Origin of the sequence: Sphingomonas sp. PAMC 26621, assembly GCF_000251145.1 — a bacterium.
Lineage (GTDB): Bacteria > Pseudomonadota > Alphaproteobacteria > Sphingomonadales > Sphingomonadaceae > Sphingomonas.
Genome location: NZ_AIDW01000009.1, coordinates 43312 through 55846, shown reverse-complemented (window position 1 = coordinate 55846; position 12535 = coordinate 43312). Strand labels below are relative to the sequence as shown.

Sequence of the window (12535 nt, the reverse complement as noted above, 5' to 3'; positions counted from 1 at the left end):
TCGGTCGTTCTGTGCCGCTTTGCGACGAACTGCCCAGGAGTCGGGATGGAACCCCCGTTTCGGCCGGATCGAACGGTCGCGGTTAAGACACTGATACCCATTTTATGCTACAAGATCATCAACAGACGTTGAGGGACATGTTCCAAACCGTGCAAGATCAACCACTTATGCTTTCGCGCCGCGCCTTTGGCGGCTCTGCCCTGGCGCTGCTCGGCGCTTCCACGATCGTTCCTGCCCGCGCGCAGGCCCCCGTTTTCGCGCGTGGCCCGGCCCCCGCGACGATCCAGCCGCTCGCTTCGAGCCGTGTCGTTCGCCCCGAACTGCTCCGCAAGGCACTCGCCGCGCTCCAGCAGCACGGGTCGTCGATTCCGCGGCATGACCGGATCGCGATCGCCGATTTCTCGCTGCCCTCGTCGCAGCCGCGCTTCTACATGGTCGACATGGCGAACGGCATGGCGACGACGCTGCTCGTCACGCACGGCAGCGGCAGCGATCCGTCGCACACCGGCTACCTCCAGCGCTTCTCCAACAGCGAAGGTTCGAACGCGTCGAGCGAAGGCGCCTTCGTCACGGGGGATTATTACGTCGGCAAACACGGTCGCTCGCAGCGACTGATGGGGCTCGACGAAACCAACTACCGCGCCTTGCAGCGCGCGCTGGTGGTGCATTCGGCATGGTATGCCGACCCCGACATGGTCAAGACGCACGGTCAGCTCGGCCGTAGCCAGGGCTGCTTCGCGGTCAGCGAAGGCGATCTCGACCAGGTGTTCGCGCGGCTCGGCGCGGGACGGATGATCTACTCCGCGAAGATCTGACGCCTTGAATCAGGGGCATGACAGCGATTTCATGCGCGTGATGCCCTCGCGTCATGCCGTCGGATGCAAGGTCGGCCTTCATTGTCGTTGAGGGATTTCATGTACAAGATTTTTGCCCCCGCATTTGCCGTTCTCGCCCTCGCCGGCAGCACGATCGCGCTCGATGCGCCCGCGTCCGCAAAGGGCTGTATCCGTGGCGCAGTCGCGGGCGGCGTCGCTGGCCATTATGCGGGCCATCATGCCCTTGCCGGGGCCGCAGCCGGCTGCGCGATCGCGCATCACCATTACAGCAAAAAAGCCAAGGCAGCGGCAGCGCAGCAGGGCACTCCGGCGCAGCGCTAGGCGACCAACGCCGCACTGACGGCGCTCGGGCGGTCGTCCCGGGTTCCGGGGGCCAGCAGCAACAGGCCCCCGGAACTGCCCTGCCCGCCGCTGACGCGGAGAAAGACGCTTTCATGTCCGCAAAATTCGGTTTCCTGCGGACGGCGCTCCGGATCGCCGCGGCCGCCGGGCTGGTCGCCGCCGCAGTGCCCGCCACGGCGGGAACCGTGGCGCTGACGTTTGATGACCTGCCTGTTTTCGGCAGGATGACGTCGGCCGCGGATGGCGCGGTCGTCACCGAGGCGTTGCTCGCAGGACTCAAACGCCAGCATTACGTGGCGACCGGCTTCGTCAACGAACGCCAGCTTGCCGCGCCGGATCGCGCGCAGCGTGTCCGTCTGCTCGCACGCTGGGTTGATGCGGGAATGGACCTGGGCAACCACAGCTATTCGCACCTTTCGCTCAATGCGGTGCCGGTCGAGGCGTATATCGCGGACGTCGCGCACGGCGCGCAGGAGACGTCCACGCTGCTTGCCGGACGCGGAAAGCGCGAACGCTGGTATCGCTATCCCTATCTCGAGACCGGCCTGACGCTGGCGACGCGGCAGCGGTTCGAAGGATGGCTCGGGACCCATGGCTATCGCGTCGCCCCGGTGACGATGGAAAATTCGGACTGGCGCTTCGCCGCCCCCTATGACGACGCGATCGCGCGGGGCGATCCTATCGAGGCGCGGCGGATCCAGCAGGCGTATCTCGATTTCACCGCGCGGATCGTCCCCTGGTACCAGAAAGCCGGGCAAGCGCTGCTGGGCCGCGAGCCGGCGTTCGTCTTCCTGCTTCACGCGAGCCGGCTCAATGCCGCGAGCATCGACAAGCTCGCCGCAATCCTGCGCGCGCAGCATTTGCGCGTCGTCCCGCTCGATACCGCGATGCGCGACCCGGCCTATGCAATCCCCGACACCTATGTCGGTCCGAACGGCGATGGTTGGCTGGATCGTTGGGCGCTGACGCTCCACAAATCGCTGCCATATGCCTCGGTCCCGATCGTGCCCCACGCGATCCTGACCTATGACGCACGGCTGGAAGGGGCGACCGACCCACGCGCGAAGGCGACGTCGTGACCATGAAGCGATTGTATTCCGCCCTCGCCCTGATCTGCGCCGGGATGACCGCGCCCAGTCAGGCAACACAGACACCATGGCCCGCGGACGTCGCGTTGCCCGCCGGACACCCCATCGACGAAGCCTATCGCCAGGAGTTCGGCGTCTGCGACCACGCCGACCGTTTCCACGGCCGTGCCGTCCACGGCTGCCGTGACGACCCCAATGCGGTCACGGCGCTGCGCCGTCTGCCGGGCGGTGCGGTCGCCTATGTCGCGAAACTCGCGGTCGATCTCGACGGATCGCCTTTCGCGTGCAGCCCCGATCACGGCGCGATGGACCAGTGCCCGACCTCGCTGATGCTGCCGAACGGCAAGGGTGGCGAAATCCCGGTCGATGCGGACACGATTCCCTATGTCGTCATCCCGTGGGAGGGCCCGCGCGCCGAACAGGGGCGGTTCACCAAGCTGACTGGCGTGGGCGTCGGCGATTTCGGCGTGGTGATCGCGCGCGGGCGAACGATCCCGGTGATCGTCGCGGATACCGGCCCGTACGAAAAGCTCGGCGAGGGGTCGCTTGCGTTGCACCGTGCGCTGGGGCGCGAACTGTGCGTCGCGCGGAGCGGCGCGGGAACATGTCGCCGCGTGATCGAGCGGATGGAAAGCATCGGCGGCGACGTCACCACAGTGCTGTTCCCGCACACCGCGCGCCGGGACCTGACCCCCGCCAATATCGCGCAGATCGTGCGCGAGGAAGGCTTGCGGCACTGGCGCGCGATGCAGGCGAAGGGATGAAACACGGCTGTCCGAAGGTACGCTGTTATGAGGGGTTGTCCGCTCCGACCCCGCATCTTCCGTCATGCTGAACGTGTTTCGGCATCCACCGCTCCGCAGGCAAGGAGCGGACTTGCGGCGCGGTGGACCCTGAAACGCGTTCAGGGTGATGCCGGGTGGTCGGGATGCCGCCCGCGCGCGCCCGCCGCGACCGGCTTCCCCGACTCAGGCGGAGAAAACCGCTCGCGACGCGCGGTTCGCAGCCTCAGCCTGCGCTTACCATTCGATCCCGATCTTGCCGAAATGCTCGCCCCCGGTTTCGTAGCGGAACGCGTCGGCAAGCTGCTCCAGCGGGAAGCGCCGATCGACGACGGGCTTGATCCCGCCTGCCTCGAGCGCGCGGACGAATTCCTGCTGCTCGCGGCGGCTGCCGACGATCAGCCCCTGGAGCCGCGCCTGCTTCGACATCAGCGCGGCGGTCGGCACCTCGCCTGCGCCACCCGTCAGCACGCCGATCAGTGAGATATGCCCGCCGACGCGCACCGCCTCGATCGACTGCGCGAGCGTCCCCGGGCCACCGACCTCGACGACGTGATCGACCCCACGACCGCCAGCCCAGTCCTTGATCACCGCGCCCCACGAAGGGGTCGTGCGGTAATTGACGCAGAAGTCCGCACCCAGCGCCTTCGCGCGCTCGAGCTTGGCGTCGGACGATGAGGTGATCGCGACCACCGCGCCCATCATCTTGGCGATCTGCAGCGCCCAGATCGACACGCCGCCGGTGCCGAGCAACAGCACCGTGTCGCCCGCCTTGAGCTTGCCGTCGACCACCAGCGCACGCCATGCGGTCAGCCCGGCGGTGGTGATCGTCGCCGCCTCGACCGCATCGTAGCCCTTGGGCGCATGCGTGAAGGCGGAAGAGGGCAGAACGACGGCCTCGCGTGCGAACCCATCGATGCCATCGCCCGGCGTGCGGCTGAAATCGCCGATCGTCGGCGTTCCGTCCTGCCAGTCGGGGAAGAAGCACGACACGACCATGTCGCCGACCGCGAATTCGGTGACGCCCGCGCCGACCGCCTCGACCAGCCCGGCGCCATCGGCCAGCGGAATTCGGCCCGAGGCCTCGCCCATACGCCCGGTGACGACGCCGAGGTCGTGGTAATTGAGCGAGCTGCCGTGGAGCGCAACGCGGATCTCGCCCGCGCCGGGCTGGCCGGGGTCCGCGCTCTCGCCCAGCGTCAACTGGTCGAGGTCCATTGGTGAGCCTACTGTGATCGTCCGCATCGTCTGTCTCCTGTGCCGGCATTCCAGCCGGGCATCGCGCGCTCAACGCCTCGGGTGTCGGACCGCTCCCGAGAAATGCGGTGAACTCCCCGGGGAATGGGTCGTTGTGTCGACCGACCCCCGTAAGCGAAAGTATCCCGCATGACCTTCTCCCCCTCCCCCGTCTGGCTGATCACGGGTTGCTCGACCGGTTTCGGCCGCGATCTCGCACAGTTGATCATCGATCGCGGCTGGCGGCTCATCGCCACCGCGCGCGATGCCGCGCGCGTTGCCGATCTTGCAGAAGCCGCGCCGGACCGGGTCCTCGCGCTTGCGCTCGACGTGACCAAGCAGGACCAGATCGAGTCCGTCACCAAGGCCGCGATCGAGAAGTTCGGGCGGATCGATGTCCTCGTCAACAATGCGGGCTATGGCTATCAGAGCACGCTCGAGGAAGGTGTCGACGCCGAAATCCGCAAGCAGTTCGATGCCAACACCTTCGGCCTGTTCGCGATGACGCGTGCGGTGCTTCCGCAAATGCGCGAGCAGAAGAGCGGGCATATCATCAACATCACCTCGGTCGCCGGGCTCGTCGGCTTCATGGGATCGGGCTATTATGCCGCGTCCAAACATGCCGTCGAAGGCTTTTCGGATGCGCTGCTCGCCGAGGTCCAGCCGCTGGGGATCGACGTTACCTGCGTCGAGCCGGGGCCGTTCCGCACCGATTGGGCCGGCCGTTCGCTCCAGCAGACCGAAAGCCGGATCGCGGATTATGCCGATACCGCGGGCAAGCGGCTTGCCGACACCCGGAGCGGCAGCGGCAAACAGGCAGGCGACCCCGTCCGCGCGGGCGAGGCGATGATCGCGCTGACGGTCGATCCCAATCCGCCGCGCCATCTGGTCCTGGGCAAGTGGGGCTATGACGCGGTGGTCGACAAGCTGAAGGCACGGCTCGCTGAGATCGAGCGGCATCGCGACGCAAGCCTCGGGGCGGATTTCCCGGAGGCGTAACCCGACAACGTTGGCGTCATGCCGGGCGTGGCCCGGCATGACGCTGTGCCTCCTGGTCCGACCCGCGCGACTGCCCTCCCAGCGACAACCGTCCGGTGATGCGCGGCGGCGCGGGGTCGGGTCGATCCGCCGCATCGTCGCGCCGGAGCGGGTGCCGGCTCGTCTCGAACGTGCGCTTCATGCCGCCCGCCGTGGCGTGACCGGCTCGCCCATCCAGAACGGCAGCCGCTGGTGCGCGAGCATCGCCTCGGGCGTCACGCGTTCCGCGACCACTGCGAAGCGATCACCGTCGACCAGCACCTCGGGCACGAGCGCGCGGCAATTGTAGGTCGACGCCATCGTCGCTCCGTATGCGCCGGCGGTGCGGAACACCGCCAGATCGCCCGCCTCGACCAAGTCGATCTCGCGCGCGGTGGCGAAGCTGTCGCCGCTTTCGCACACCGGCCCGGCGATATTGGCGGTCATCCGCTGCCCCGTCGGCACGACCGCCTCGAACCCGTGGAACGCCTCGTAGAGCGCTGGCCGTGCAAGATCGTTCATCGCCGCATCGACGATGACGTACGGGTGGCTCGCCCCCGGCTTCACCCACACGACCTCGGTCAGCAGCACCCCCGCCGCCGCCGCGACGAAGCGCCCCGGCTCGAACGTCAGCGTGACATCCCAGTCGCGCGTGACGCGCTCGACGATTGCGCCATACGCCTGCGCGCTCGGCATCACGTCGCCGGGGCGATAGGCGACCCCGAGTCCGCCGCCGAGATCGACATGCTCGATCCGATGCCCCGCCGCACGCAACGTCCTGATCAATGCGCCCGCCCGCCGGTAGGCGATCTCAAGCGGCCCCAGGTCGTTGAGCTGGCTCCCGATATGGATCGCGATCCCGCGCAGATTCAGCCCCTCGCGTGTAACGAGCCGCGCATAGATTGCGGCTGCATCCTCATACGCCACCCCGAACTTGTTCTGCTTGCGCCCGGTCGAGACCTTCGCGTGCGTGCCGGCGTCGACATCGGGATTGACGCGGAGCACCGCCGCCGCGCACACCCCTCGCGCCCTTGCGAGGGCGGCAAGCATTTCGCCTTCCGCCTCCAGCTCGAGGTTGAACTGGCCGATCCCCGCATCGAGCGCAGCGGCAAGCTCGCCCCGGGTCTTGCCGACGCCCGAATAGACGATCGCGGAAGCGGGCATCCCCGCCGCGAGCGCGTGGAGCATTTCGCCCCCCGACACGATGTCCGCGCCATAGCCTTCTGCGGCGAGCAATCGCAGCACCGCGAGATTGGGGTTGGCCTTGACCGCAAACGCAAGCTGCTTGCGCGCGATCGGCGCGAGCGCGTCGCGGAACGCGCGCGCTGCAACGCGCAGCGCGGCGGCCGAATAGACATAGGCCGGGGTTCCGACCGTCTGCGCGATCACCGGGAGCGGCACGCCCTCGGCGTGGAGCACGCCTGCGCGGAGTACGAACGGCAGGTCATCCATTGCGGTTCTCCGGCCGACGGCGTCGGCGTGCGTGGATCGATTGCGGCAGGCCCTTGTGGCGGCTGCGCTCGATCCGAAGCGCGGCGGGGACGCGCTTGCCCTGGACGATCAGCACGAAGCCGAACAGCGCGACCAGAAACCCTGCCAGCCCCGGAAAGCTGCCGCTCCCGGCTCGGTCGTTGAGCCCGATCACCGCCCCCATCAGGAACAGTGCTCCGCCGAAGCTGCGCCAGGCGATGTCCCGGTGCGTCATGCTGCCAGCGCCTTCGGCTCGACCGGATCGGCGATCAGCGTCCGTCCGGCACACGCCACCGCGCGCGCCTCGGCGCTGGCGTTGCGACCGCGCGCGCCATGCCACAGCACGATATCGGCGGGCAGCTCTCTTTCCACATCGAGCGCGGCGAGGAGATCGCCGGTTTCGAACGCGATGCCGATGGCGGGGTCGTGCATCGCCGCCGCTGCCGCCCGCGCGCGAGCGACGTGCGCCGGGGCGGCGTCGATCCCGCGCGCCTCGATCGCGGTAAAGCCGAGTGCGCGCGCCTGCTGCACCGCGCACAGCAGCAAGGTGCCGTTGCCGCAATCCGCATCGACGATCCGGACACTCCGCCGGTTGCCGTCGCGGAGCGCGACGAGGGCGGCGGAGACGGCAGCCCAGCGCGCGTCACGGCATTTGGGGCAAGCGGTGCGCACTTTGGCGCGGCGCGGGGTGCGCACCGCGCGCAACGGCGCGGCAACGCTGTGATCAGCGAGGTAAGTCATGCAGAATTCCTGGAATGAGGCGCGCACTCAGGCAGCGTGGCGCAGATGCTGCGCATTTTCCCACGGTTCGACCCGGGCGAACGAAATGTTGGGGATCAGCGGGGTGTCGCTCCGCTCGATCGTCGCACCGAGGAGCGAATGCCGCTCGGCGCGCGCGAACGCCATCGCAGTGGCGAGCGAAATGAACCGCCCCTCGAGGCGTCCGCCGCTGTCCTGGACGAGCCAGTGGCCAGCGGTATCCTGCCCCACCTTCAACACGCAGGCGGGTTGGTCGGGCTCCGGATCGGTCGTCGACAGCATTGCAAGGCTCCTACGCCCGATCCTGCCGCGCTGCCGGTAAAGCCCGGCAAGCGCTTGATCGGGCTGGCCTTCAGATAGGCCCGCCATGCATTAAGGTTCGAGATCGATCGCCTGCGTCCGGCATAAAGGACGCATATAGATACCGTCAGGCGGTGGTCAGCACGCCCTGGAACACCTGGTCGTCGAGCGCCTGCCCGGCCCCGACGGCGACGCAGGTCAGCGCATTCTCGGCGACGATCACCGGCAGGCCGGTCGCCGCGGACAGCACCGCATCGATCCCGGCGAGCAGGCTGCCGCCGCCGGTCATCACGATTCCGCGGTCGAAGATGTCCGCCGCGAGTTCCGGCTCGGTCTTTTCCAGCGCGGAGAGCACCGCCTCGATCACCTGCCCGACCAGATCCGCAAGCGCCTGCGCGATCTCACCCTGGTTGACGGTGATCTCGCTCGGCACGCCGTTGAGAAGGTCGCGCCCGCGGACGCGCATCTCCTGGCCGATCCCGTCCTCGGGCATCAGCGCGGTGCCGATCGCGAACTTGATCTGCTCGGCGGTCGCCTCGCCGATCATGAGGTTGTGCTTGCGCCGAATGCTGGAGGCGATCGCATCGTCCATCCGGTCGCCGCCGACCCGCACCGACGTGCTGTACGCCAGCCCGCGCAGCGACAGGATCGCGACCTCGGTCGTGCCGCCGCCGATATCGACCACCATCGCGCCGATCGGCTCGGCCACGGGCAGCCCGGCGCCGATCGCGGCGGCCATCGATTCCTCGATCAGATGCACCTTGCGCGCGCCTGCGTTCATCGTCGCCTGGCGGATCGCGCGGCGTTCGACCGGGGTTGCGCCCGATGGAATGCAGATCACGATCTCGGGGCCGCGCGACAGCCAGTTGCGCCCGCCGTTCACCTTCTCGATGAAATGCTTGATCATCTGTTCGGCGACATCGATGTCCGCGATCACGCCATCACGCATCGGGCGGATCGTGCGGATCGCATCCGGGGTCTTGCCGAGCATCAGCTTGGCCTCCGCGCCGATCGCGCGGACGCGTTGCACGCCGTCCAGCGTCTCGAGCGCGACGACCGACGGCTCGTTCAGGACGATGCCCTTCTCGCGCAAGTAGATGACGGTATTCACGGTGCCGAGGTCGATCGCCAGGTCGCTGGAGGAAGGAGACAGCAGACGAGACAAGCGCATGGGCATACAATCTTATAAAGTCGGGAAACACAGCCCCATCGGGGCGAACGGAATGTCTTGGCCGTGGTCCCCCGGCTCCGAACGGTCAAGCCCGTCTGCGTTAAAACGACCGCTGGCGAAGGTCCAACGACGTTCCGCCACAAGAAAGAAAACATGCCGTTCGGTTCGGGCGCGCGCACGGCGAGCCGTTTCCCTTGGTTTCAGCGCGCTGCCGCGGAGGCCGGAAGCCGGAGGTCGCGATTAGCCAAGGCTTGGGAGATGGAACCAGAGGTTGGTGCAAACGGCGCTACCCCGCCCTGCGATGGCGCCGGGGTTTCCCCCCAGCGTGCGTGTATTAGTCGACTGGCACACTTTTCGCATCGGTCTCCCACGGCACGCCGAATGGTCGATGTGCCGAACATTCTGGAGCCTGCGGAATCATGATTCTCCTTCTTGCCATTGCGATGAGCGTAGCGGTTCCGACGTTGCCGGAACGCGCCGAACAGGCCCGGCATTCCACCGTCACCGAAACCTACCGGGTCCGCTACGCCGGGCGACGCGACGACTATTGCCTGCGAGTCTTTGCCGACCCGGCACCGGCAGAGCCCTATCCGCGCAGCGCCGCCGACCCCTGCCGTTCCCGTCCGGACTGGGCCAAGGACGGAATCGCCATCAGCGACCCGTATCGCGATCGCAGCGTCGCGATGCAGCGGTAGCGATGCCCCGGCGGGGGGCTGATCCTCGCAATCAGCCCCTGGCCAGCGCGATATACCGGGTCACGTTGTCCGCCAGAACGTCGAGCGGGACATTGCCGCCCTCGACCACCGCCTGATCGAAATCGCGCAGGTCGAACCGCGCGCCGAGCGCCGCCTGCGCCCGGTTGCGCTGCGCGACGATCTCGGTCTGGCCGAGCTTGTAGCCGCACGCCTGCCCCGGCCACGCGCAATACCGGTCGACCTCGCTCGCCGCGTTGCTTAGCGGCAGCCCCGTCGCGGCGATGAATTCGCGAAGCGCCTGCTCGCGCGTCCAGCCCATCGCGTGGATCCCGGTATCGACCACCAGTCGCACCGCGCGCCATGACAGTCCCATCAGATACCCCAGCCGTCCTGCCGGATCGCCCTCGTACATCCCCAGTTCGTCGGCGAGTTGCTCGGCATAGAGCGCCCACCCCTCCGTATAGGCGTTGAACGCGAGGATCGAGCGGATCAACGGGAGTTGCTGGGCATATTCGCCCTGCCAGACATGGCCGGGAATGCCCTCGTGGAACACCAGATCCGGGATGGTGACGCGATTGTGGATCGTCGGATCGCCAAGGTTGACCCAGATCTTGCCCGGGACCGTGCCGTCGATCGACCCCGGCCCGCCATATGCGGCGGGCGCGCCGGGCTCCTGCGCGAGCGGCATGCGCCGAATCTCGAGATTGCCCTTCTCGAGCTTGCGGAACGCGCGCGGCAGGCGCGGGCGGATCGCGTCGATCTTGCCCTGCATGTAGGCGATGATCTGCACGCGCCCGGCATCGTCGTTCGGAAAACCGATACCGGGCCTCTGCTGCAAGGCCGCCGCCCGTTCGGCGACGCTCCCCTCGGTCAGCCCGAAACTCCCGAGGATGACGTCCATCTGGCGCTGCAGGTCGACGAGTTGCGCGCGCCCGAGCGCGTGGATATCGGCGGGCGTGCGCCGCGTCGTCGTGCCCGCGCGCAGCCCCCAGGCGTACCATTCCGGCCCGTGCGGCCGGGTGCCGAGCCCGGCGGCATCGGTCGCGACCGCGCGCTCGGCGCGCAACTCGGCGCGCTGTCGTTCGAGCGCGGGGATCACGCTCCCCTGCACGATCCGCTGCGCGCGCGCGATCCAGTCGCCGGGGATCGTCTTGGTCTTGCGCGCAAGCGGGCCGATCAGCGCGCCGTCGGGTGCCGCCGCGGATGCAATGGTGCCGGTCATCCCGGTGATCGTCTTGTCGAGCAGGAACGCGGGCGGGACGAGTCCCTCGAGCCGCGCCGCCCGGATCCGCACCGTCTCGCCGTCGAGCTGCCCTGCCATGCCGGACAGCCGTGCGAGATACGCTTCGGCGTCCGCTGCGGACGTTACCGGCTGGGCGCCGTCGAGCAGTTGCGGCACGTCGATCCACGCGCCGACGTTCTGGATCACCGCATACGGCGTGTTGCGCCAGTTGCCGATCGTCGCGACGCCGTACGGCAGCGCCATCCCGTCGAGCGCGGTGCGAAACGCGCTGTCGGCAACCGACAGGCTGGTTTGCAGCGCCGGATCGAGACCGTCGCGCGGCACCTTCGCGAGATCGGCGAGCGCGCGGGTGAGGAACGCCTTCCGCGCCGCCACCCCGGCGGGCGTGCGATCATCCAGCCGGCGGCGCAGCCCCGCATGGGTGCCGGTATCGACGCCGAGGCTGGTCGCCTGGGGCGGGTCGAGTTCGAGCAACCCCCACGCCAGCCGGTCAAGCAATGCCGCGGCAGGCTCGCCCCCGGGCGCTGCCCAGGCGGGGGTTGCTGCAACGGCGACACTGGCGGCAACGCCAGCGGCCATGCCGGAAAGTGCGTCACGACGGGAGGGGGCGGGGTTGGTCATGCGCCGAGGATGCCGGTTGCCGTGCGGTGCGTCAAACCGGGCGATCGTCAAAATCGCCTCCGCAAACCCGTCTATCGGTCGAACACGCCCGCTCTGGGGACTGCCGTACGGAACGATGCTGGTCTGCTCATTCGCCGCGCCTGATCCGATAGGGCCCGGACCGGGCGGGCAGCGGCTTCCCCTTCCAGCTCAACCGCACCGAACCCGCGCTGATGAGACGATCGACGGCCGCGTGCACCGTGGGCATGGCGTCGCGCCAGTCCAGGAACGGCGAGGCGTCTGCGGCGGCGAGGCCTCTAGCGACTTCGCTCGGGCAGATCGACCCATCGGGGGTGCGTTGCGCGAGGAGCGCCGCGGTCATCGCGCACGCGTCGTCGACCGCCGCCACGCCCTATCGCTGGGCTTGCGGGGCGGCGTCAGCCCGTTCCGCGTCGGATCGGGATGGTCGGACGGCTCGGTCGATCAGGTCGAGCATCGCGGTGTTTGACTGACCGGCGGCGATGCTCGCCAGACTGTTCCCGGCGGCATCGACCACGTCGGTTTCGGCCCCTGCCGCCAGCAACATCTCGACGATCGGCGCATGACCGAACATGACAGCGTTCATCAGCGCGGTCTGCCCGGCGAGATTGCGCTGGTTCGCATCAGCGCCCGCCTCGAGCAGCAGGCGCGCGATGTCGGCATAGCCCTTGAACGCCACGCCCATCAGCGGGGTATTGCCGCGCGCGCCGTCCCCGGCATCCACCGTTGCGCCCGCCGCCAGCACCACGGTGGTCGTGGAAACCTGGCCGTTGTAGCTCGCCAGGATCAACGGCGTGTAGCCCTTGACATCGCGCGCATCCACGTCAGCCCCCGCCTGCAGCAAGGCCGGGATGACATCGTCGCGTCCGAGCCGCGCGGCCTGATGCAGCAGGTCCTGCAATCGCTCGGGCGATGGCAAAGGCGGGAGATCGGTCGTCGGCAATTCGGGCGTTGGGG

General features: G+C 68.3%; 16 protein-coding genes. 6 read left to right on the top strand and 10 right to left on the bottom strand.

The features are described 5' to 3' along the window. Positions 1 to 167 precede the first annotated feature (167 nt). The 4 genes from RI03_RS03975 (at position 168) to RI03_RS03960 (ending at position 3030) form a co-directional block, all read left to right on the top strand. The gene (locus tag RI03_RS03975) at positions 168 to 815 is read left to right on the top strand and encodes a murein L,D-transpeptidase catalytic domain family protein (protein ID WP_010215382.1); all 648 of its coding nucleotides are present in this window, start codon (positions 168 to 170) and stop codon (positions 813 to 815) included. Positions 816 to 914: 99 nt separating this feature from the next. Continuing rightward, a complete protein-coding gene (locus RI03_RS03970; RefSeq protein WP_010215381.1) occupies positions 915 to 1157 on the top strand; it encodes a hypothetical protein in 243 nt (80 codons plus the stop codon). A 113-nt stretch (positions 1158 to 1270) separates the two neighbouring features. After that, positions 1271 to 2257, top strand: coding sequence for a polysaccharide deacetylase family protein (locus RI03_RS03965; RefSeq protein ID WP_010215379.1), 987 nt, complete (start codon positions 1271 to 1273; stop codon positions 2255 to 2257). A gap of 2 nt (positions 2258 to 2259) precedes the next feature. Next, complete coding sequence (locus tag RI03_RS03960) at positions 2260 to 3030, top strand: glycoside hydrolase family 75 protein (RefSeq protein WP_238542258.1); 771 nt, start codon at positions 2260 to 2262, stop codon at positions 3028 to 3030. A 255-nt stretch (positions 3031 to 3285) separates the two neighbouring features. On the opposite strand, the gene RI03_RS03955 is transcribed toward RI03_RS03960, so the two are convergent. Further along, positions 3286 to 4293, bottom strand: coding sequence for a zinc-dependent alcohol dehydrogenase family protein (locus RI03_RS03955; RefSeq protein WP_026046432.1), 1008 nt, complete (start codon positions 4291 to 4293; stop codon positions 3286 to 3288). A gap of 141 nt (positions 4294 to 4434) precedes the next feature. Between RI03_RS03955 and RI03_RS03950 the strand changes: the two genes are divergently transcribed. Beyond that, complete coding sequence (locus RI03_RS03950) at positions 4435 to 5283, top strand: oxidoreductase (protein ID WP_010215375.1); 849 nt, start codon at positions 4435 to 4437, stop codon at positions 5281 to 5283. Positions 5284 to 5299: 16 nt separating this feature from the next. Here the strand turns inward: RI03_RS03950 and RI03_RS23995 are convergent, their stop codons facing one another. From RI03_RS23995 to RI03_RS03925, 6 genes are all read right to left on the bottom strand, one after another. Further along, on the bottom strand, positions 5300 to 5464 hold the full coding sequence (locus RI03_RS23995) for a hypothetical protein (RefSeq protein ID WP_010215374.1): 165 nt from the start codon (positions 5462 to 5464) through the stop codon (positions 5300 to 5302). Beyond that, positions 5461 to 6753 carry a diaminopimelate decarboxylase gene (lysA, locus tag RI03_RS03945; RefSeq protein WP_010215371.1) on the bottom strand — a complete coding sequence of 431 codons (1293 nt, stop codon included), beginning with the start codon at positions 6751 to 6753 and terminating at the stop codon, positions 5461 to 5463. Before lysA ends, RI03_RS23995 begins: the two co-directional genes overlap by 4 nt. After that, positions 6746 to 7006, bottom strand: a complete 261-nt coding sequence (locus RI03_RS03940) for a hypothetical protein (RefSeq protein WP_010162431.1) — start codon at positions 7004 to 7006, stop codon at positions 6746 to 6748. Before RI03_RS03940 ends, lysA begins: the two co-directional genes overlap by 8 nt. Next, on the bottom strand, positions 7003 to 7512 hold the full coding sequence (locus RI03_RS03935; protein ID WP_010215370.1) for a hypothetical protein: 510 nt from the start codon (positions 7510 to 7512) through the stop codon (positions 7003 to 7005). The genes RI03_RS03940 and RI03_RS03935 overlap by 4 nt, the downstream gene beginning before the upstream one ends. Positions 7513 to 7539: 27 nt before the next feature. Further along, complete coding sequence (locus tag RI03_RS03930; protein WP_010215369.1) at positions 7540 to 7812, bottom strand: hypothetical protein; 273 nt, start codon at positions 7810 to 7812, stop codon at positions 7540 to 7542. Positions 7813 to 7957: 145 nt separating this feature from the next. Then, entirely contained in the window at positions 7958 to 9001 is a 1044-nt protein-coding gene (locus tag RI03_RS03925) for a rod shape-determining protein (RefSeq protein ID WP_010162428.1), read from the bottom strand. A gap of 419 nt (positions 9002 to 9420) precedes the next feature. Here RI03_RS03925 and RI03_RS03920 point away from each other — a divergent pair, with 419 nt between their 5' ends. Then, positions 9421 to 9696 carry a hypothetical protein gene (locus tag RI03_RS03920; RefSeq protein ID WP_010215367.1) on the top strand — a complete coding sequence of 92 codons (276 nt, stop codon included), beginning with the start codon at positions 9421 to 9423 and terminating at the stop codon, positions 9694 to 9696. A 31-nt stretch (positions 9697 to 9727) separates the two neighbouring features. On the opposite strand, the gene RI03_RS03915 is transcribed toward RI03_RS03920, so the two are convergent. The 3 genes from RI03_RS03915 to RI03_RS03905 form a co-directional block, all read right to left on the bottom strand. Then, positions 9728 to 11518 carry a DUF885 domain-containing protein gene (locus RI03_RS03915; protein WP_238542257.1) on the bottom strand — a complete coding sequence of 597 codons (1791 nt, stop codon included), beginning with the start codon at positions 11516 to 11518 and terminating at the stop codon, positions 9728 to 9730. Positions 11519 to 11687: 169 nt separating this feature from the next. Further along, the gene (locus tag RI03_RS03910; RefSeq protein ID WP_010215364.1) at positions 11688 to 11948 is read right to left on the bottom strand and encodes a DUF3253 domain-containing protein; all 261 of its coding nucleotides are present in this window, start codon (positions 11946 to 11948) and stop codon (positions 11688 to 11690) included. A gap of 3 nt (positions 11949 to 11951) precedes the next feature. Continuing rightward, a complete protein-coding gene (locus tag RI03_RS03905) occupies positions 11952 to 12479 on the bottom strand; it encodes an ankyrin repeat domain-containing protein (RefSeq protein WP_010215361.1) in 528 nt (175 codons plus the stop codon). Positions 12480 to 12535: the final 56 nt, after the last annotated feature.

Excerpts from the sequence above, each read along its gene's own strand:
- RI03_RS03935 (WP_010215370.1), bottom strand. The coding sequence starts at position 7,512 with ATGACTTACCTCGCTGATCACAGCGTTGCCGCGCCGTTGCGCGCGGTG.
- RI03_RS03955 (WP_026046432.1), bottom strand. The coding sequence starts at position 4,293 with ATGCGGACGATCACAGTAGGCTCACCAATGGACCTCGACCAGTTGACG.
- RI03_RS03920 (WP_010215367.1), top strand. The coding sequence starts at position 9,421 with ATGATTCTCCTTCTTGCCATTGCGATGAGCGTAGCGGTTCCGACGTTG.
- RI03_RS03940 (WP_010162431.1), bottom strand. The coding sequence starts at position 7,006 with ATGACGCACCGGGACATCGCCTGGCGCAGCTTCGGCGGAGCACTGTTC.
- lysA (WP_010215371.1), bottom strand. The coding sequence starts at position 6,753 with ATGGATGACCTGCCGTTCGTACTCCGCGCAGGCGTGCTCCACGCCGAG.
- RI03_RS03925 (WP_010162428.1), bottom strand. The coding sequence starts at position 9,001 with ATGCGCTTGTCTCGTCTGCTGTCTCCTTCCTCCAGCGACCTGGCGATC.
- RI03_RS03975 (WP_010215382.1), top strand. The coding sequence starts at position 168 with ATGCTTTCGCGCCGCGCCTTTGGCGGCTCTGCCCTGGCGCTGCTCGGC.
- RI03_RS03915 (WP_238542257.1), bottom strand. The coding sequence starts at position 11,518 with ATGGCCGCTGGCGTTGCCGCCAGTGTCGCCGTTGCAGCAACCCCCGCC.
- RI03_RS03965 (WP_010215379.1), top strand. The coding sequence starts at position 1,271 with ATGTCCGCAAAATTCGGTTTCCTGCGGACGGCGCTCCGGATCGCCGCG.
- RI03_RS03950 (WP_010215375.1), top strand. The coding sequence starts at position 4,435 with ATGACCTTCTCCCCCTCCCCCGTCTGGCTGATCACGGGTTGCTCGACC.
- RI03_RS23995 (WP_010215374.1), bottom strand. The coding sequence starts at position 5,464 with ATGAAGCGCACGTTCGAGACGAGCCGGCACCCGCTCCGGCGCGACGAT.
- RI03_RS03970 (WP_010215381.1), top strand. The coding sequence starts at position 915 with ATGTACAAGATTTTTGCCCCCGCATTTGCCGTTCTCGCCCTCGCCGGC.
- RI03_RS03930 (WP_010215369.1), bottom strand. The coding sequence starts at position 7,812 with ATGCTGTCGACGACCGATCCGGAGCCCGACCAACCCGCCTGCGTGTTG.
- RI03_RS03960 (WP_238542258.1), top strand. The coding sequence starts at position 2,260 with ATGAAGCGATTGTATTCCGCCCTCGCCCTGATCTGCGCCGGGATGACC.